Below are 16,181 nucleotides of genomic sequence, written 5' to 3'. Positions count from 1 at the left end.
GTCTTTGGCGTGGAGAAGATCCCGCCTACCCTGCCGGCCTCACCTTGTGGATGCTATGGGAGTTGTCTGCAATTTTCTTTCCTATGCATCATCAGTTCAATCTTCCAAGGGATCCAACTTGGGATCCAGACTCTTGGCCGTTAGACGCAGAGCCTCCGCCTGCTCCATTACCCGTGGAGCTTGCGCTGCCGTTTCAAGGCCCTGGCGATAGCTCTCCCACAGGGGCATTTCCGGGTAGGTCTGCTGCAACTCGCTGATCTGATCCAGAAGGGCCTCCAGCCAGCCAGCCGTGCTCCAGGTGAGCAGAAACTGGAAGGGGTTCCAGAGGTTGAGCTGCCGCCCCAATTCATTTAAGCTCTCGTTGCGAATGGGCGGATCGAAGATGTCCGCCACGGTCATCAACTGGCGGGCCAGCAGGGGTCTGAGGATTTTCTCGGCAGCTTCCACCACAGCGGGGATGGCAGCTTGGATCCGGTCGGGGCTGGGAATATTCCGCGCTTGGGGCAAGGCTTGCAGCACCAACTCCAGTCGCCGCCCTGCCTCTGCCGATTCCAAAGCCGATTCCAGGGTGGTGCCCACGCTGAGAAACACTTCTCCCGTCAGCAGCCGCACTGCATCGATGACCAGGTGATACAAGGGAGGGATCACGAGCTTGATCCACTCGCTCTGGAAAAACTCCCGCAGCCGCCGTGCCACATAGTCCCCTACTTGGGTGGTCTGGATCCCCACTTGAGTGAGATTGAGATACCAGTCGGGAGGAGATCCCTTGGGATCCAGCCAACGGCGCAGCGTTTGCCATTCTTCTTCTGTGAGGGCAGTTCGTCCCTGTTTTAAGCCAGTTCGCCGCAGCTTGCCCTCGGCATTCAAGAGCTTGCGCAGCTCCGGTGTGCCCAGCAAGGACAAGGCACCTGCCGAACCCACACTGCCGATCTCGATGGCGATCAAGGCGGCCAACAAGGCGGCTGAGGCCTTTACTTGAATCTGGCCGCTTTTGTCCATCACCAAAGGCAGGCGGCTGTTGCCATAGGCACGGGCACTCATCGCCTCCAGAGCAGAGCGTTGGTCAGAGGTCAGCGTCCGAGCCCAAGAAGGGATCCCGTGGCTTTCCGCCTCTGGATAGGCCGCTTCCTGCAAGCCGTGATACAGCAAGCTGGCCACCCAGGCGCGATCCGCAGCCCGCCGCAAAGAGCCAATGACCACTTCCCATTGGCAGGGGTTAAGCAGGGGCAAGAGCGCTTGCAGCTCTCGGTGGATGGGCTCTGGGGATCCCGCCGTTCTCGACTGTTCCAGAGCGCTTTGCAGCCGATCCCGCGCCTCTCGGCACAGCCCGCCCCACTCCAGTTGCAGGCGAGCCAGGGTCTGTTGCACCGTCTCTTCGGAGCGACGGGGTAGATCCTGCCAGCCCGCTTCCAGCTGCCGCCACAGCTCCTCCCAGTTCAGGCCCTCAGCAGCGCCATTGACGGCATCTGAGGCAACCTTTGAGCTGGGCGAGGCGTTTTGGGGCTCGGAATGGAAAGGGGGATTCAGGGGTTCAGACATGGACAGAATCCGCTTCAAGGGGATCACGGGCATTATAGCTAGGGGTAAAACGCCAGCCGAGGCAAACCCAACGTTTCCGGCCATCCCATCATCAAGTTGAGACACTGCACTGCCTGCCCGGCTTGCCCTTTCATCAGGTTGTCGATCACCGACAGGACGATAACGCGGTTGGTGCGGCTGTCCACCTCCACCCCGATCATGCAGGTGTTGGTGCCGGAGACCCATTTGGTTTGCGGGTAGACCCCCCGCGGCAGCACCTTCACCCAAGGAGATTGGCGATAGAAAGCATTGTAAATGGTGAGCAAATCTTCCCCCACAAAGCCGGGATCCCGCAGGGTGGCATACAACGTGACGTGGATCCCCCGCACCATGGGCACCAGATGGGGCGTAAATTGCACGGTGATGGGGGTGTGGGTTAGGTCGGTGCAGGCTTGCTCGATCTCGGGCGTATGCCGGTGCTGGGCCACTCCATAGGCTGCCAGAGAGCCGTCCACTTCGGCAAACAGGGATCCCACCTTGGGGGTACGGCCTGCCCCCGAAACGCCGGATTTGGCATCGAAAATGAGGCTGTCCAGCTCCACCAACCCCTGCCGCAGCAGAGGAGCAACCGCCAACAATGAGGCAGTGGGATAACAGCCGGGACAGCCCACCAGTTGGGCTTGGGCAATCGCCTCGCGATAAAGTTCCGGCAACCCATAGACCGCCTGCTCATTGGCCTGGCGATAGGCAGGGCTGGGCCAGTTGGGATCCGTCTGACCCATGCGGTACCAAGATTGGTAGGTGGCCAGGTTGCGAAAGCGGTAATCTGCCGACAGATCTAAGACTTTGCACCCTTTGGCCAGCAAGGGCGGGGCCAGCTCGGCAGCCAGCCCATTGGGGAGAGACAAAAACACCACATCGCTGTTGGCGGCAATGCGATCCACCTCTACCGGCTGAACGGTCAGATCCACCGCCTGGGCCAACTGGGGATAGAGATCCCCGTAGCGCTTGCCGGCGCTGTCTTGCCCAGCCAGGTAGGTGATCTGCACGCCAGGGTGCTCGCTCAGCAGCCGCACCAACTGTACCCCTCCGTAGCCGGAAGCGCCGACGATGCCAATGCGGACAGGCTCTGTGGGGTGGGGTGGGCGGGGCGCCATGTTGGCCATGGGGGGGCTGCCTGTGCAAGAGGGTTGCGTGATGGCTTGCCTTAAGTTCTATCGCATTTTCTTACCCCATTTGACGCTGCATCTTGTCCATTCGCGTTTTCATTCGCGTTAGCGTTGCGTGGCCATCCAGGGGGATTTGTTATGCTGGGTTCACCTGAGCCGCTCGGGCCTTGGCAGCGGCTTCCGTAATATCTGTCTATGTTCTGTGTAGCTTTCTAATCTGCGGTCTATGCACTATGAGCGATTGATCAACATGGTCTTGCGGGCCTATGGCCAAAGCAGCCGCCACGGTCTGGATCAAGAAACGCTGACCCTCTACTCAGAAGGCCCCTACACCCTCTACAAGCTCACTTCCCATTTCGATCGCCGCTCCATTTTTGTGTTGGCCCAGAATCAGCGGGATATGTTTGTTTCTGGCGATGCGTTTAACAACAAGCTGATCCCAGGGGAATGGCAGGCGTGGCTGCACCAGAAAGCGCTGGGCATCGCTCCCGACACGGCACAAGCAGGTTAGCCGAAGACCATATCTGGCGTGGAAGGATCCCCAAGCCTACGCCCGGCCTGTTGAGATCCAGCCCATGCTGACAATGGCCGCCTACTTCCAGCTTAGAGGGTGGTGGGATCCACAGGTCGCTCCACCTGTCCAGAATCTACCTGCCGTTGGCCAAAACCCCAGGCTGAACCTGTCGGGGCACCACTGAGAGACGATCCAGCTGGGCACAATAGGCCAGATCCTGATCGTTTTCCGGCCCCAGACCCAACAACCGTTGCCCGTGGCTAGAGCGTCTCAACAAACCCAGCAGATCGTCCTGCCAAGTTTGGTACAGGGCCAAGGCCGCCAAGGTCTCGTCGTTGCCCAACTGGTTCAAAGAGCAGCCCAGGCGATGCAAGATGGCTCCGGCACAGGCAGTATCTTCCAGCGAAAAGGCCCCTTCCCACCCGGATCCCACCAGCCACACCTCGGCAAAGGAGCCCCGTCTGAGAAAATCCACCACGGCTCCCAAGTTCACCAGGGCTGCTGTAATCACCACTGGGATCCCTTCCAGGCGCTGTAGGCTGCGCGTGCCGTTGGTGGTGCTCAGGAAGATGCGCTTGTCCCGCACGCGGTCGGGAGTGTAGTCGAGGGGGGAATTGCCTAGGTCGAATCCCGCCACTGCTTTGCCCCCCCGTTCCCCGGCCAAAAGCCGCTGGGAAGCCGGCCAGTTTTGGCTTGCCTCTTGGAGCTGCTGCAGGTGGGCAAACACCTGTACCGCTTCTGCTCCTGCTGCCAGCGCTGTGGCAATGGTGGTGGTGGCCCGCAGCACATCAATGGCCACCGCACACTCCGGGATCCCAGATGAAGGCACCTGTTCGGGCGTATAGAAGTGGAAAAAACGCATGGGGGAAGAGGTAACGTCAGAACTCACGCCGGGCGAACACCAACACTGCCAGAATCAGCAGCAAAAGGGTGTAAACCAAGCCGTACAGTGCATCTCCGAGAAGTTCTGCTGGGGGCGGAACTTGGCCGTAAACCGCAGCATCTCTCAAATTGAGGCGCTCCAAATCCGGCAGGATCAAATAAATCACCTCAAACAGTTTGCCAAATCCGGCATCTTTCACCAGCTTGCTCAGTTGCAGCAGGGCGCGGCTGGCATGGCCCATCAGGAACAGGGCAATGGTGTAGAGGGTGGCCAGAATCGAGGAAGTGAAAACCCCGAACAGCAGGGCTGCGGCAACAATCAGCACCAGCTCTAAGAAAGTGAAGACTGTTGCCCAGAGAATGGCCAAAAGGGGGATCGGGGCCTGCACCAGCAGCAAGCTCAGCAGAAACACAACCGTCATCAGCAGCACCAGCACCGACAGCAGCGCCGATAGGCCCAGATGCTTGCCGACAATGAACTCTGCCCGGCTCATGGGTTTGGCGATCAGCACATACACCGTGCGTTTTTCAATCTCCTTATTCACCAGCCCTGTGCCCACGAAAATGGCCACGATCAGGCCGAAGAAGTGAATGGCTGCCAACCCCAGGTCGGCAATGATTTTGTTGTGGGCCTGGTTGGCCACCTGCGGGATCAAAACAGTGGCTCCCAGCATGGCCACCGCAAATACCATCACCAGGTAGAGAATCCGATCCCGAATCGTTTCCCGGAAAACGTTGTGGGCAATGGCCACCACGCGCGACGCATCCATGACTGAACCCAAAGCTGTGATGATCCGACTGATACACTGGTAACAGATCCAGCCTTTATTCTATGCAGTTCCAGGCCCAGATTCAGATTCACCTACGCCCCTCTGTTCTCGATCCCGCCGGGGCTGCGGTTCAGTCCAGCTTGCATCAGCTGGGGCATACCCAGGTACAGCAGGTGCGCATTGGCAAGCATATCCAACTGCAGCTAGAGGCCCCCGACGCCGAGACCGCCCACCGCCAGGTGGATGAGCTGTGCCATCAACTGCTGGCCAACCCGGTGATTGAGACTTATCAAATCCAAGTGGCTGCCATCGGTGGTTAATTTGATGGGTTCACGCGATTTGGGGTTGATCTGATGGCCATTCCAAAAATACCCCCAACCCCTCTTCCATCCCTCTAATCTGACCATCTTCTTTCCTCTCACTTAAGGGATCCCAATGGCTGGCGTGAGGTTTGGCGTTGTTGTTTTTCCGGGTTCCAACTGCGACCGAGATGTAGCCTGGGTAACCCGCGGCCTCTTGGGCTGCCCAACGCGGCTGATCTGGCACCGAGAGACGGATTTGTCGGAGCTGGATGTGGTGGTGCTGCCGGGGGGCTTCAGCTATGGGGATTATTTGCGTTGTGGGGCCATCGCTCGTTTTGCTCCGGTGATGGGATCCCTGAAGGAGCACGCGGCGCGAGGGGGCTATGTGCTGGGCATCTGCAATGGCTTTCAGATCTTAACAGAGGCGGGCCTGCTGCCGGGGGCGCTGGTGCGCAATGCCAACCTGCACTTTATCTGCGACCGAGTGGGGATCCGTATAGAACGGCAGGATCTCCCCTGGACAAGCGCGTATCCCCAGGGATCCACCCTAACCCTGCCCATCGCCCATGGGGAAGGCCGCTATACCTGCGACCCGGATACCCTCAAGCAATTGCAGGATCGAGGGCAGATCGTCCTTCGCTATGCTCCGGTTGCGCCCAACGGCTCTGTGGACAACATCGCCGGCATTTGCGATCCCAGCGGTCGGATTCTGGGTTTAATGCCCCACCCCGAGCGGGCAGCAGATCCTGATTTGCCAGGGCAGGATGGGATCCCCTTCTGGCAGTCGATTTTGCACAGCTTCGCCGCCTAACTCTTCTCCAGGAGAACTCACCCCAGGAGAACTCACCCCTGCCCCGGCCCTCGAGACAACACCTGGCGAACTTGATTCACCATCTCCTCATGATCCACCACCGGCTTGGCAATGTAGCCATCTGCCCCGCTCTGGGCCAAAAATGCCTCGCGGTCGCCGCGCATCGCATGGGCCGTCACCAAAATAATGGGGATGGAGCTGCTTTTCGGATCCGCCTTCAACAGTTGGGCAATGCGGATCCCGTCCACCGCCTCGCCGCGAAAGGTGCTCTGGGACAGGGAAACATCCAACAAAATGACATCCACCTCGTGCCCCTGGGCCAGCTTCAAAATCTGCTCCACATCCTGGCTGTGAAAGACCTCAAAACCTCCCCGCCGTCGCAACACCTTCTCAAAAACACGGGCGTTGATCGGATCATCTTCCACCAGCAGCACTGTTGCCATCGTTAACCCAATCTTGAATCTGAACCCAAGCTAAGCTGTCTCTGGGATCCCAAAAGCTATCCTAAGGCATCCTTAGCGAGTTCAATTTGAGCAGTAGGACAAGCGTTCTCCTACAGAGTACTGAAGAGTACCGAAAAGGGTCTCAGTAGCTCTGAGAACTCCCCCCTCCTCTCCCAAAAGGAAGGATCCTCAGGTTGCCGCTACTTGACTATTTATTTTGGAATCTTATTTTGGAATCACTCCATTCCGAGTTGCCGCTACCCAACCGCAAATAGGAAAGCCGGAGAGAGCTCCGGCCCCATCCAGAACTAAGCCTAAACCACAAATCTCAAAAGAGACTGACCTTCCCTCTGCCTTGCTTGAGCCCAGCACAGCAGGAACGGCAGCCACTACCCTGGGTTACTTCTTGGTAATTCTCGGAGTTTCCCGAAAGGCGACCGCGAAAAACAAAAGGCCCAACGTCAAAAACAGGATAAAGGTGTAGGTGATGGCTTCCATACAAAACCTCCATTTCTAAGGGGGCTTGATTCCAGATTAACTCGGAGCCGCCAGCACCCCATCTCCAAAGTGAAGCAGAGTGCCGACGGCATCGCCGAAAAGGGCTCTAGGCTTCCTGAACCTTGCGAGTGGTGGGATCCCCTACTTTCTGGAAGACGCCGAACTCCACCATTTCCTCGCTCATATTGGGGTCAATACCGGCGAACACATCGCGGAAGAGAGTGCGAGCGCCGTGCCAGATGTGGCCAAAGAAGAACAGCAGGGCAAAGACCGCGTGAGCAAAGGTAAACCAACCGCGGGGGCTGGTGTGGAAGGTGCCGTCCGCTTTGGGAGTTTCTCGGTCGAACTCAAACAACTGACCCAACTGGGCCTGGCGGGCATATTTCTTAACCGTTGCCGGGTCGGTAAACACCTGACCGTCCAGCTTGCCGCCGTAAAACTCCACCGTCACCCCCACCTGCTCAAAGCTATAGCGAGACTCTGCCCGACGGAAGGGAATGTCTGCCCGCACCACCCCATCGGCATCCCGCAGGATAACCGGGAAGGTCTCGAAGAAGTTGGGCATCCGCTGCACCGTCAGCTCCCGCCCTTCGCGGTCACGGAACACTGGGTAGCCCAGCCACTCGATGGCAATGCCATCCCCTTTGTTCATGGGGCCAGCTCGGAACAGACCCCCCTTGGCCGGGCTGTTGCCCACGTAGTCGTAGAAGAGCAGAGACTTGGGCAGGGAGTTGTAGGCCTCGCTGCGGGTCATCCCGGCTTCCATGGCCGCATTTACCCGGCGGTTAATCTCCTGGTTGAAATAGCCAGAATCCCATTGGTAGCGGGTGGGGCCAAATAGCTCCACAGGAGTGGTGGCGCTGCCGTACCACATGGTTCCGGCCACCACAAAACCGGCAAAAAACACCGCCGCGATCGAGCTGGAAAGCACCGTCTCGATGTTCCCCATCCGCAGAGCGCGATAGAGGCGCTGGGGCGGGCGTACCGTGATGTGAAATAGACCTGCAATAATGCCCACAATGCCGGCAGCAATGTGGTGGGCCACCACCCCTCCGGCGTTGTAGGGGTTAAAACCGGCTGGCCCCCATTCCGGCGCCACCGGCTGGACGTGCCCCGTCGTCGCATAGGGATCGCTCACCCACATCCCCGGGCCAAACACCCCCGTCAGGTGAAAGGCGCCAAACCCAAAGCAGAGGATCCCGGCCAACAGCAGGTGGATCCCAAATATTTTCGGCAGATCCAAAGCCGGCTCGCCGGTGCGGGGATCCCGGAACAGCTCCAGATCCCAGTACACCCAGTGCCAGCAGGCAGCCAAGAAGAGCAAGCCGGACAAAACGATATGGGCAGTAGCTACCCCTTCAAACGTCCAGAAGCCCGCATTGGCTACGCTCTCGCCGTAGATATTCCAACCGCCCCAGGAGTTGACCACCCCCAGGCGAACCATAAATGGCATGACAAACATGCCCTGACGCCACATCGGATTCAGGACAGGATCCGACGGATCGAAAATGGCCGTCTCATAAAGCGCCATTGATCCGGCCCAACCTGCTACCAGAGCAGTATGCATCAGGTGAACCGCGATTAGGCGACCTGGGTCATTCAGTACAACCGTATGGACCCGATACCACGGTAGTCCCATAAAGCTCGGTCCTCCACGTTCTCCAACACTTGCGCGATATCCAGTCAAAATTAAGCCGACATCTTACCTGGGATCCTGACCTGAGCAGTTTCTTCAGAGTCGAGGGGTGCCGCACCCGCTTGAACCCCTGAGCGCACCCAAGAGGATATCGCTCTCAGAATTTCCATCGCGGGCATCAAACAGTATAACGAAACGCTACCGACCTGAGTGGCTTCAGGCAGGATGCCGTCTCACTTTAGGCATCATCTTCCCAGATCTCTCGCCGGAGATTAAAAATATGACTTAAAATGTTACAATACTTAGCAACTGTGAGCGCTCTCCTGGCTCAGTCTGAAAGGTGTCGTGGTTTCTGGCAGGGGTATGGCAACGATCCGCTTCGTCAACGAGAACCGAGAGATCTTCGTCGCTGAAGGCGCTAACCTGCGCCTGAAGGCTCTGGAAAACCAGATCGATCTCTACAAAATGATGGCCAAGCTGCTCAACTGCGGCGGCAACGGCCAATGTGGCACCTGTGTGGTGGAGATTGTCGAGGGATCCGAGCATCTCTCCCCTCGCACCGAGGCAGAAAACCGCAAGCTCAAGCGCAAGCCCGATAGCTACCGCCTTGCCTGCCAGACCAAAGTGCTGGGGGATGTTTCCGTCAAAACAAAGCCCTAGCCTTGGCCCGCCTGTTTTCCCTTTGGGCAAGTCGCACCTCAGAGTGGTATGCTGACTGCCAGTTGGGCTTGTGGCATTTGTGAGTTATGGAGACGAACTACCTGGGCATCTTGGCCACCCTCTTAGTTGTTCTGGTGCCCGCCATCTTCCTGGTGATTTTGTACGTGCAAACCTCCAGCAGATCTGGTGACTGAGTGGGCAGCTCCTGCCGATTCAAATTGGGCAAGGGGTATTCCTAAAGCCGGTCAAAAAGGGGATCCCCTGTGTACAAGAGGATCCCTTTGCGTTGGACAAACTGAGAGTACTTGGGGGAGCGCCCTCAAGGTGCTAAGTCAAGCTGTGGCTTGGGCTGCCTTGGCTTGGTCGAAGGTTCCCGCAGGTTCATACAAAAACTCAAACAGGTTGCCGTCGGGATCCTTGCCGTAGAAAGAGGCCGTGCCATCCCTGTGGGTGTGAATGGCCCCTACCGGGATCCCTTGGGATTTCAGGCGTTGGTGTTCTTGCCGAAGCTCCTCCAGGTTGTCGAAGACAAAGCCAAAGTGGGGCCCTGCTGCGCGATAGCCCGGCCCCAATAGCGCCAGCCCATCCTCTCCTGCCTTCATGTAGGCCCAGTCGGGATCCTGCCAGACGTTGACCATGCCCAGCTTTTGGTAGAACTCCACCGCCTTGGGGATGTCTTCTACCCGGATGGCGACATGCCCGAGTTGTCTAAGTGCCATGTCATCCTCTGTGCTCAAGTGAGCCAACTGCAACGGTTCTCCTCCAGATCAGCTTGACACACTCCCCACCCCGAAGGGTAGGGATCCCTGCGGTAGGACAGAACTTTAGACCCAACTTTTTGACAGCTTGAGGCTGGGATCCCAACCCAGTCCATAGGCAGGACAGAAGATGGTTTCAACCCATTGGATTGGGGATGAACCAAGACTTATCCTGTTGGCTGCGCGGCCAAGAACCGCTCCAGCTCGCTCAAAGCCTCTGCATCCATTTTGGTTTGCATGGGGCAAAACTTTGGCCCACACATGGAGCAGAACTCTGCCGTTTTGTAGATATCTGCCGGCAAGGTCTCGTCGTGATATTCTCGAGCTCGCTCCGGATCCAAAGACAGTTCAAATTGTCGGTTCCAGTCGAAGTTATAGCGAGCTCTGGACATCTCATCATCGCGATCCCTGGCCCCAGGCCGGTGACGGGCAATATCGGCAGCATGGGCGGCAATTTTATAGGCAATTAAGCCGTTGCGCACGTCCTCTGCATTGGGCAAACCCAGGTGCTCTTTGGGGGTGACATAGCAAAGCATGGCTGCCCCGTACCAACCGGCTAAGGCTGCTCCAATGGCGGAGCTGATGTGGTCATAGCCTGCCGCAATATCGGTTACCAGAGGTCCCAAAACATAGAAGGGAGCCTCATCGCACTCCTCCATTTGCTTGCGCACGTTGAATTCAATTTGATCCATCGGCACGTGGCCGGGCCCTTCCACCATGACCTGCACATCGTGCTCCCAAGCCATGCGGGTCAACTGGCCCAGGGTTTTCAACTCCGCCAGTTGCGCCTCATCAGAGGCATCGTGCAAACATCCCGGTCGCAAAGAATCTCCCAAACTGAAAGAAACATCGTATTTCTTGAAAATCTCAATAATATCGCGGAAGTGGGTATAGAGAGGATTTTGTTTGTGGTGGGCCAACATCCAGCGGGCTAGGATCCCACCCCCACGAGAAACAATTCCCGTCAGGCGGTGGCGTACCAACGGAAGATATTCGATCAGGATCCCGGCATGGATGGTCATGTAGTCCACCCCTTGCTGGGCCTGCTTTTCGATAATATGCAAGATATCTTCTGCCGAGAGTTTTTCGACATTGCCATGCACGCTTTCTAGGGCCTGGTAGATGGGCACCGTGCCAATGGGCACTGGAGAAGCTTGGATAATGGCTGTGCGAATTTCATCCAAATCGCCCCCGCCGGTGGACAGATCCATAACGGTATCGGCGCCGTATTTGATGGCCAATTTCAGCTTTTCCAGCTCTTCGGCCAAGCCCGAAGAAGTAGGGGAAGCGCCAATGTTGGCATTGACTTTGCACCGGGAAGCGATCCCAATGCACATCGGCTCGAGGTTGGTGTGATTGATGTTGGCAGGGATGATCATGCGACCCCGGGCCACTTCCGAGCGGATCAGTTCCGGCGGCAGGTTTTCCCGCTGGGCCACATACTCCATCTCTTCGGTAATCACGCCCTGACGGGCAAAGTGCATCTGCGTTACATTTGCTTGCCCACGACGACGGGCAACCCATTCGCTGCGCATGTTGTCAACTCCAGTGCTCGCTTTCCTACGCTGGTATGAACCAGATCAGGTTCTGAGGATGTAATCTCAGCCTGGGGGGGATCCCCAGACACTCCTAGCGTGGTGTGATCATATCACCGAAATAGAGATGAGGCGGGGAGCTTTATAGTCTTTATTAAAAGAGTTTGAGATAGTACTAACCCTCACCCCTGGCCTCTCTCCCCATGAGATCCTGACCCTCACAGGGATCCCAGCCAGCGCCGCCAGCTCCACCAGGGATCCTTTCCCTTGCTGGCCCTGAACAGTTCGGCCACTTCCTCGCCGGTGGGCTGGGCAATAAAAGTCTTCAAGACGCTGTAGAGGCCGGGCTCTTCCTGCTGCCACACGCTCCAGGGATCCGGATAGGCGCGAAACAGGGCTCCCTCCACCAATGAGCGCAGGTAGTAGCTGGTCTCGAAGGTGCTCAGAAACCGCTGGCGCAGTCGGCGACCGGCCAGACCCACCCCCACGGTGGCGGCATCCTGCAATTGGGGGTTGAGGAGAAGGACGGGTTTGGGATCCTGTCCTTTGGAAGTCAGCCCAGAGGGATCCCCGCCACTGACCGCTTGGCAAACCCGCTCCACCTGATCCAAGCTGTAAACCGCGGGCATCACCAGCAGGAGGCTCTGTTCTGGGGTAGGTTGAGTCCGGGAAGTCAAGCTCTGTAATTCAATCCCTTCTGGCAGGGATCCCCATTCCCGCTGGGCCAGGGCTGCTCCGCCGGCATCGCTAAATAGCACCAAAGCCGGTGGCTGCACAAGTTCCAAAAAAGGGCGAGCCAAAACCTCCGGCTTCAGGTCGGGGGCGAGGATCTCGATCAGCAGGCGGCGATACCCCGCTTGCATGGCCAAGCGAGTTGCCCGAATGGCTTGTTCGCAGGCTTGGGCCAGATCGACGGGCAGGTCGGGAAATTGAGTCAGTTGCAGTTGCTCCGCCACAGCTCAGATCCAAATCAGATCCAACAAGGTTCAAGAAACGGTTGCCTAGCCTGACGAGTCTTCCCAAGCCTTGTGGGTGAGCAATTCCTCCAGCACCCGCACGCCCCGCAGTTGATTGGAGAGGGGTAGGTGGCCTTTGGGGGCAGACAGATCCCAGATGAACTCGTCAGGGTAGCGAGTCCAGTGGTAGCCCTGCTTCCAGCCGATGAGCGGCCAGAGGCGCTCCCAGTTGCGGTTCACCCCCAGCCACAGTTGCCGCTGCACCGAGTAGCCAAAGCGATCCCCGGAGGCCGCCCGCCACAGGCGATCGATCGTGCGCAGATCCTCGACCGGGATCCGGCTCACCTCGGAAAAATACAGCCAGCCCCGCCGCGCCGCCCCCTCTCCTGCCGCCCGACATAGCAGTTGTAGGCTCAGCCGATCCGCCTCCAGCCAGGCTCCCGCCGATAACAGCTCCTGCAGAGGACGATAGTCGATATTCAGGGCTGAAGTCAGAGGGACGGTCACCATTGCCAAGTTGCAAAAGGTCTCCCTTGATTTTAGTCCCTGCTGTCCGTCCCCTCAGGTTTCAGGCGGGTACTTGGGCGGATCCCCGAAGATGATGCGATAGCCGATGTACGCCACCCCCAACAGCCCCGCCAGGATCCACAGGAAAGTCGAGAAGGGTAGGCGGGAAAAGAAGACAACATAAACCCGGCGGCTGAGCCAAGAAAAAATAAGATAGACTGCCGCCAAAATGCCGATCCCTTGCAAGGTGCGAAAAGCCGGCACCCGCGAGAGAGGCATGCGCTGGCGTGCCACCCAGATGGAGCTAAGAAAAGTCCAGGGAGGCACCAGCAGCAAGAACATATCCGCCTGCTTCACCACCGCCTGCCAGCCGGCGGTGTTGGTGGCATAGGCCAAGTAGCCCGCCCAGAGGACAAGAGTTACCGCTCCCAAGCCGATACTTAAGCTGAGCAAAAAAGGCTCCTCCCATTGGCCTGGGATCCAGTCGCAGAGAACCCAAACCACCCAAGGGGTGGCAAAGAGCAAAAGCGCAATGGCTAAGCCATTGGCGTTGAGCTGGGTAAAAAACGTCTCCAGAGTCATGAACAGCAAAAGGAGCGAACGTCACCCTTGATGGTAATGATTCCTCCTTGAGGAAGCAATTCAATCCGTATACAAATCCACCTATTGTGGGCAATGCCCGCAAGGTTTACAGCCCGCCTGGGCACCCCGGCAAACGTTGCCAAGTAACACCAGCAGGGATAGGAGTAGGAAAAAGAAAAGGGATCCTTGACGCTGGCCAGGGATCCCTTCCTGTAGTCTTTCCTAAAAAGCTCAAGACATTTTCTATGGCGTTGCTGAGGGAATTAACCCAAGCCACTCTCCCCTTTTGCAAGAAGTGAGTCTGGCATCGGAATCCCTACTCCTCCGGATCCATCCGCCTCAGTCCATTAACCCAATCTACAGCCCTTGCAGCACCGTATCGGGGCGGGCCGACAGATTCTGGATGCGGGTATCCTGGGCAGGCGGGGTGTCTGCTTGGGTGAACACGCCGATCTGCCGCAAATACCGAGCCAAGGCATCTTGCTCGCTGCCGGGGGTGTCGAAGGTAATGCCAGAGCTGGGGGCCAAGTTGACCCGGTTGGGGTTAGACAGGCGAGGGAAGGGATAGTCATCCCCACCATTGGCCAAGAAGTCCAGGGTCACCAGGCGGAAGGTGCGTCTGGGATCCCCTTGCACTTGGCCGTTGCGCACCACCACATCCCGACCCGTGGGCGTATCCACCCGCAAGGAGAGGACGCGGGATCCCGGTGGCCGCGAGGGATCAAAGCTAAAGGCAAAGCCGCCAATTTGCGGGAAACGGCCTGGCGTGGCTCCTGGCTGGGTTTGCGCCACCCCGTGTTCCACCATCTGCTTCAGTTCCTCAGCGGTAACAGTCAACAGAGAGAGGCCGTTGTTAAAAGCAAGGGCCGTTTCGATGTCCAGCTGAGAGATTTGACCGGACTGCTTGCCGGCCTCAGGGTTAGCCACCGGTGGGATCCGCTGCACCGGCTCACCGCCGCCACCACCAGTGGTAGCCCCAATGGGAGCGCGAATGCCGCCGCCATTTTTCAGGGAGATGACGGTGGAAGGATCGACCGTTCTGGCGTAGGCCAAGTTGGCATCGGCGGTGAGGTTACCCAGGTTGGTTTCCTCGGTGCGCACCTCTGCCCGCAGGCCGTTGAGAAATTGAGTGGTGGAGCCAAAGGTGCGGCCATCCTTGGTGCGGATGATGTTGCCGATCTCATTGGCCACCCGAACCACGTCAGGATTGGGGGTGCCCCTGACAGCTGCTACCCCTTGGTCGTCGGTGGCATAGGCACCGCTCACCGGGTCAATGCGGGCAATAACCCCGTTGGCGTCAAAGCTGACCACCAGGTGGCCCACGTAGCGATAGTTGGAGCCGGTGTTGACCACCGCCACCGGTTGACCACTGGCGGAGGAGCGCAAGATGGGGTAGTCACCCGTGCGGGTATCGGGCAAATCAGTGCGCAGGCGATCGGTGGGCTTGGCGATCACCCGGTGGGATCCGCCGGCAATGATGATGTCCACATTTCGCAATTGGCTGGCCAGGGCTACCTCGTTTTGCAACTGTTGCAGATGGGCTAGGAGGATAATTTTGTTGATGCCCTGAGCGGTGAGTTGATCGACGAAGCCCTGGATCAGGGCAGCACCTACCTGGTCGGTGTCGTCCACCCTGCCTTCTACCCTCACCTCGGGGCCGGGGCTAGAGATGGCCGCCAAACGGGTGGTGGTGGCTCCCACCAAGCCAATTCGCTGCCCTCCTACGGTAATCACTGCTGTCTTGGCAATTCTGCCTCGAATGGAGCTGGCCTCTTGGCCATCGGCGGCAAAGTCAGCGCTGGCCAATTCCCCGGTGCCGCTGAAGCTGAGGTTGGCGCTCAGATAGGGAAAACGAGCCCCAGCGTAGCCGCGGCCAGTGTCGGGCCGGATGAGGTCGCGAATTTGGCGCGTGCCCTGGTCGAACTCGTGGTTGCCGAAAGCAGACGCCTCAAAACCGATGGCGTTGATGATCTCGATATCGGCTTTGCCAGGGGTGAGGTTGTAACGGCCTTGCAGAGACCGATCCGTGCTGGCGTTGTAGAAGGGGCTGGGGATATAGTTGTCCCCACTGGAGAGCACCACCGTGTTGGGAAATTGGGGGCGCAGAGCGTTCACCACCGCCGAGAAGCGCGGCGCATCTTGTACGGCAGCGATCGAGGCTTCCAAGTCGCTGGCGTGTAGGATTTGTAGGGTAAAAGCGGGCGGCTGAGTCGAGAGAGCCACATTGGGATCCGAGGCGATAAACCCAGCCCCTCCGCCGGTTGGGGGAACCGAGCTGCTGCTACCGCAGGCGCTGGCCAGGCTCAGCACCAAACACCACAACCCGACCCACAGGGACCTGGCCAGAGGGTTCAGCCAATCCGGGAGCCATCTCTTGGCAGGGGCAGACCCTCGAGCACGGCAAGCTGGTTTCATGACAATTCCTTCACTCCATCCACAAGAGAGGACGCATCCGCGTTCACCAAATTTTCGGGCTGGAGGCCCGCACCATAGCCGCAGGCTTGGTGTCGGGAGGAAAGCCCTCCTCCATATAGGTTTGCTGGTCAAAGTCTGGATAAACTACAATAAGCCCATGAGCCAGACTATCTCTGTACGTTGCAAGCTGATAGTCCCACAAGAGTTGCGTCAAGAAATTGACCG

The 16,181-nt window shown here is 58.2% G+C and carries 19 protein-coding genes and 1 riboswitch; of the genes, 5 read left to right on the top strand and 14 right to left on the bottom strand.

Going from position 1 to position 16,181, the window contains the following annotated elements; all coding sequences use genetic code 11:
• Window positions 1-96: 96 nt before the first annotated feature.
• Window positions 97-1,539, bottom strand: a complete 1,443-nt coding sequence (locus tag ACVWYZ_RS01205) for a hypothetical protein (RefSeq protein WP_457465590.1) — start codon at window positions 1,537-1,539, stop codon at window positions 97-99.
• Window positions 1,540-1,577: 38 nt separating this feature from the next.
• A complete protein-coding gene (argC, locus tag ACVWYZ_RS01200) occupies window positions 1,578-2,684 on the bottom strand; it encodes an N-acetyl-gamma-glutamyl-phosphate reductase (RefSeq protein WP_011431956.1) in 1,107 nt (368 codons plus the stop codon).
• Window positions 2,685-2,913: 229 nt separating this feature from the next.
• Here argC and ACVWYZ_RS01195 point away from each other — a divergent pair, with 229 nt between their 5' ends.
• Window positions 2,914-3,198, top strand: coding sequence for a hypothetical protein (locus ACVWYZ_RS01195; RefSeq protein ID WP_011431955.1), 285 nt, complete (start codon window positions 2,914-2,916; stop codon window positions 3,196-3,198).
• 136 nt (window positions 3,199-3,334) lie between these two features.
• Here the strand turns inward: ACVWYZ_RS01195 and ACVWYZ_RS01190 are convergent, their stop codons facing one another.
• Together ACVWYZ_RS01190 and ACVWYZ_RS01185 are read right to left on the bottom strand one after the other, a co-directional pair.
• Window positions 3,335-4,063: a 2-phosphosulfolactate phosphatase family protein gene (locus ACVWYZ_RS01190; protein WP_414384400.1), complete on the bottom strand. Its 729-nt coding sequence runs from the start codon at window positions 4,061-4,063 to the stop codon at window positions 3,335-3,337.
• Between the two features lie 16 nt (window positions 4,064-4,079).
• Window positions 4,080-4,853 (bottom strand): ABC transporter permease, encoded by a 774-nt coding sequence (locus tag ACVWYZ_RS01185; RefSeq protein ID WP_414330211.1) that lies wholly within the window; start codon window positions 4,851-4,853, stop codon window positions 4,080-4,082.
• Between the two features lie 62 nt (window positions 4,854-4,915).
• Here ACVWYZ_RS01185 and purS point away from each other — a divergent pair, with 62 nt between their 5' ends.
• Both purS and purQ read left to right on the top strand, forming a co-directional pair.
• The gene (gene purS, locus ACVWYZ_RS01180; RefSeq protein WP_011431952.1) at window positions 4,916-5,173 is read left to right on the top strand and encodes a phosphoribosylformylglycinamidine synthase subunit PurS; all 258 of its coding nucleotides are present in this window, start codon (window positions 4,916-4,918) and stop codon (window positions 5,171-5,173) included.
• Window positions 5,174-5,288: 115 nt separating this feature from the next.
• Window positions 5,289-5,966: a phosphoribosylformylglycinamidine synthase subunit PurQ gene (gene purQ, locus ACVWYZ_RS01175; RefSeq protein ID WP_457465588.1), complete on the top strand. Its 678-nt coding sequence runs from the start codon at window positions 5,289-5,291 to the stop codon at window positions 5,964-5,966.
• A 32-nt stretch (window positions 5,967-5,998) separates the two neighbouring features.
• On the opposite strand, the gene ACVWYZ_RS01170 is transcribed toward purQ, so the two are convergent.
• From ACVWYZ_RS01170 to psbB, 3 genes are all read right to left on the bottom strand, one after another.
• Window positions 5,999-6,409 (bottom strand): response regulator, encoded by a 411-nt coding sequence (locus tag ACVWYZ_RS01170; RefSeq protein WP_414355353.1) that lies wholly within the window; start codon window positions 6,407-6,409, stop codon window positions 5,999-6,001.
• Between the two features lie 399 nt (window positions 6,410-6,808).
• A complete protein-coding gene (locus tag ACVWYZ_RS01165) occupies window positions 6,809-6,907 on the bottom strand; it encodes a photosystem II reaction center protein T (protein WP_011431949.1) in 99 nt (32 codons plus the stop codon).
• 106 nt (window positions 6,908-7,013) lie between these two features.
• Window positions 7,014-8,546, bottom strand: a complete 1,533-nt coding sequence (psbB, locus tag ACVWYZ_RS01160) for a photosystem II chlorophyll-binding protein CP47 (protein WP_011431948.1) — start codon at window positions 8,544-8,546, stop codon at window positions 7,014-7,016.
• Between the two features lie 360 nt (window positions 8,547-8,906).
• Here psbB and ACVWYZ_RS01155 point away from each other — a divergent pair, with 360 nt between their 5' ends.
• Window positions 8,907-9,203 (top strand): 2Fe-2S iron-sulfur cluster-binding protein, encoded by a 297-nt coding sequence (locus ACVWYZ_RS01155; RefSeq protein WP_414350488.1) that lies wholly within the window; start codon window positions 8,907-8,909, stop codon window positions 9,201-9,203.
• Window positions 9,204-9,289: 86 nt separating this feature from the next.
• Window positions 9,290-9,397 carry a photosystem II reaction center protein PsbM gene (gene psbM, locus ACVWYZ_RS01150; protein ID WP_071818137.1) on the top strand — a complete coding sequence of 36 codons (108 nt, stop codon included), beginning with the start codon at window positions 9,290-9,292 and terminating at the stop codon, window positions 9,395-9,397.
• A gap of 138 nt (window positions 9,398-9,535) precedes the next feature.
• Here psbM and ACVWYZ_RS01145 read toward each other — a convergent pair whose 3' ends face one another.
• The 7 genes from ACVWYZ_RS01145 to ACVWYZ_RS01115 all read right to left on the bottom strand — a co-directional run.
• Window positions 9,536-9,922, bottom strand: a complete 387-nt coding sequence (locus ACVWYZ_RS01145; RefSeq protein WP_457385656.1) for a VOC family protein — start codon at window positions 9,920-9,922, stop codon at window positions 9,536-9,538.
• Window positions 9,923-10,128: 206 nt separating this feature from the next.
• Window positions 10,129-11,496 (bottom strand): phosphomethylpyrimidine synthase ThiC, encoded by a 1,368-nt coding sequence (gene thiC, locus ACVWYZ_RS01140; protein ID WP_414343591.1) that lies wholly within the window; start codon window positions 11,494-11,496, stop codon window positions 10,129-10,131.
• A gap of 5 nt (window positions 11,497-11,501) precedes the next feature.
• A riboswitch (TPP riboswitch) is annotated at window positions 11,502-11,602 on the bottom strand.
• Between the two features lie 112 nt (window positions 11,603-11,714).
• On the bottom strand, window positions 11,715-12,452 hold the full coding sequence (locus ACVWYZ_RS01135; RefSeq protein WP_457465585.1) for a DUF1995 family protein: 738 nt from the start codon (window positions 12,450-12,452) through the stop codon (window positions 11,715-11,717).
• 45 nt (window positions 12,453-12,497) lie between these two features.
• A complete protein-coding gene (locus ACVWYZ_RS01130) occupies window positions 12,498-12,962 on the bottom strand; it encodes a GUN4 domain-containing protein (RefSeq protein WP_414418813.1) in 465 nt (154 codons plus the stop codon).
• Between the two features lie 51 nt (window positions 12,963-13,013).
• Window positions 13,014-13,541 (bottom strand): hypothetical protein, encoded by a 528-nt coding sequence (locus tag ACVWYZ_RS01125; RefSeq protein ID WP_457465583.1) that lies wholly within the window; start codon window positions 13,539-13,541, stop codon window positions 13,014-13,016.
• 357 nt (window positions 13,542-13,898) lie between these two features.
• On the bottom strand, window positions 13,899-15,851 hold the full coding sequence (locus ACVWYZ_RS01120; RefSeq protein WP_457465761.1) for a bifunctional metallophosphatase/5'-nucleotidase: 1,953 nt from the start codon (window positions 15,849-15,851) through the stop codon (window positions 13,899-13,901).
• A gap of 148 nt (window positions 15,852-15,999) precedes the next feature.
• The coding region (locus ACVWYZ_RS01115) for a hypothetical protein (protein ID WP_457465581.1) at window positions 16,000-16,181 on the bottom strand (182 nt) is incomplete at its 5' end.

The sequence above is a fragment of the Thermostichus sp. MS-CIW-37 genome, from assembly GCF_054060065.1.
This window is presented reverse-complemented; position numbering and strand designations above follow the sequence as displayed.

Excerpts from the sequence above, each read along its gene's own strand:
- ACVWYZ_RS01130 (WP_414418813.1), bottom strand. The coding sequence starts at position 12,962 with ATGGTGACCGTCCCTCTGACTTCAGCCCTGAATATCGACTATCGTCCT.
- ACVWYZ_RS01190 (WP_414384400.1), bottom strand. The coding sequence starts at position 4,063 with ATGCGTTTTTTCCACTTCTATACGCCCGAACAGGTGCCTTCATCTGGG.
- thiC (WP_414343591.1), bottom strand. The coding sequence starts at position 11,496 with ATGCGCAGCGAATGGGTTGCCCGTCGTCGTGGGCAAGCAAATGTAACG.
- argC (WP_011431956.1), bottom strand. The coding sequence starts at position 2,684 with ATGGCCAACATGGCGCCCCGCCCACCCCACCCCACAGAGCCTGTCCGC.
- purQ (WP_457465588.1), top strand. The coding sequence starts at position 5,289 with ATGGCTGGCGTGAGGTTTGGCGTTGTTGTTTTTCCGGGTTCCAACTGC.
- ACVWYZ_RS01145 (WP_457385656.1), bottom strand. The coding sequence starts at position 9,922 with ATGGCACTTAGACAACTCGGGCATGTCGCCATCCGGGTAGAAGACATC.
- ACVWYZ_RS01155 (WP_414350488.1), top strand. The coding sequence starts at position 8,907 with ATGGCAACGATCCGCTTCGTCAACGAGAACCGAGAGATCTTCGTCGCT.
- psbM (WP_071818137.1), top strand. The coding sequence starts at position 9,290 with ATGGAGACGAACTACCTGGGCATCTTGGCCACCCTCTTAGTTGTTCTG.
- ACVWYZ_RS01205 (WP_457465590.1), bottom strand. The coding sequence starts at position 1,539 with ATGTCTGAACCCCTGAATCCCCCTTTCCATTCCGAGCCCCAAAACGCC.
- ACVWYZ_RS01125 (WP_457465583.1), bottom strand. The coding sequence starts at position 13,541 with ATGACTCTGGAGACGTTTTTTACCCAGCTCAACGCCAATGGCTTAGCC.
- ACVWYZ_RS01170 (WP_414355353.1), bottom strand. The coding sequence starts at position 6,409 with ATGGCAACAGTGCTGCTGGTGGAAGATGATCCGATCAACGCCCGTGTT.
- psbB (WP_011431948.1), bottom strand. The coding sequence starts at position 8,546 with ATGGGACTACCGTGGTATCGGGTCCATACGGTTGTACTGAATGACCCA.
- ACVWYZ_RS01185 (WP_414330211.1), bottom strand. The coding sequence starts at position 4,853 with ATGGATGCGTCGCGCGTGGTGGCCATTGCCCACAACGTTTTCCGGGAA.
- purS (WP_011431952.1), top strand. The coding sequence starts at position 4,916 with ATGCAGTTCCAGGCCCAGATTCAGATTCACCTACGCCCCTCTGTTCTC.
- ACVWYZ_RS01165 (WP_011431949.1), bottom strand. The coding sequence starts at position 6,907 with ATGGAAGCCATCACCTACACCTTTATCCTGTTTTTGACGTTGGGCCTT.
- ACVWYZ_RS01195 (WP_011431955.1), top strand. The coding sequence starts at position 2,914 with ATGCACTATGAGCGATTGATCAACATGGTCTTGCGGGCCTATGGCCAA.